Annotated in this window: 1 protein-coding gene; it reads left to right on the top strand. The window is 61.2% G+C overall.

Translation table 11 applies throughout. The annotated features are described in order from the left end of the window. Positions 1–595, top strand: a 595-nt coding sequence (locus AC629_RS47555; protein ID WP_168195768.1) for a hypothetical protein, incomplete at both ends; no start/stop codon positions are given.

Below are 595 nucleotides of genomic sequence, written 5' to 3'. Positions count from 1 at the left end.
GAGGCCGTCATGCTGTCCATGACGAGAGCACTCCTGCTGCTCGGCGCAATGGCACTGCCCGCTCCCGGAGCAGCACAAACGACGCCCGCCCCATCGGCAATTACCCGGACCGTTGTCGCTGCAACCACACTGCCGATTGTGGTGGACGCGCCGCTCCATTTCAAAGCCGTCAGTGTCATCCTGCAGGCAGGCGAGAAGAGCAGCGTGTCAGCGGCCGACGGCGTCCTTTACCAGATGTCGGGATCGACCGAGGTGTCGCTCGATGGCGAGACCAAAATGCTCAACACCGGAGAGGGGCGATTTATCGCCAACGGAAAGACAGCGGCACTCACAGCGGGCACCGGGGCGCCGTCGACTTTCCTCCACTTCTTTCTTGTCTCCGCGGCAGACTTGGGTCGACCTGCCGAGACGCCACCTGCCGCAGTAAAAGAGCTGTATCATACGGTGCAGCCGATTCCCGACCTGAAGCCGGGCAGCTATGAGCTTAATCTCACCCGCATCACATTTCCGGCACAGATGCCGTCCAACCCGCCACACCATCGGTCGGGCGCGGCTCTTTATTTCATCATTTCGGGCACTGGAGCGAATACGATCG

It is taken from the genome of Bradyrhizobium sp. NAS80.1, from assembly GCF_001908205.1.
Lineage (GTDB): Bacteria > Pseudomonadota > Alphaproteobacteria > Rhizobiales > Xanthobacteraceae > Bradyrhizobium.
The sequence above is the reverse complement of the archived record's forward strand: the minus strand, read 5'-3'. Positions and strand labels throughout refer to the sequence as shown.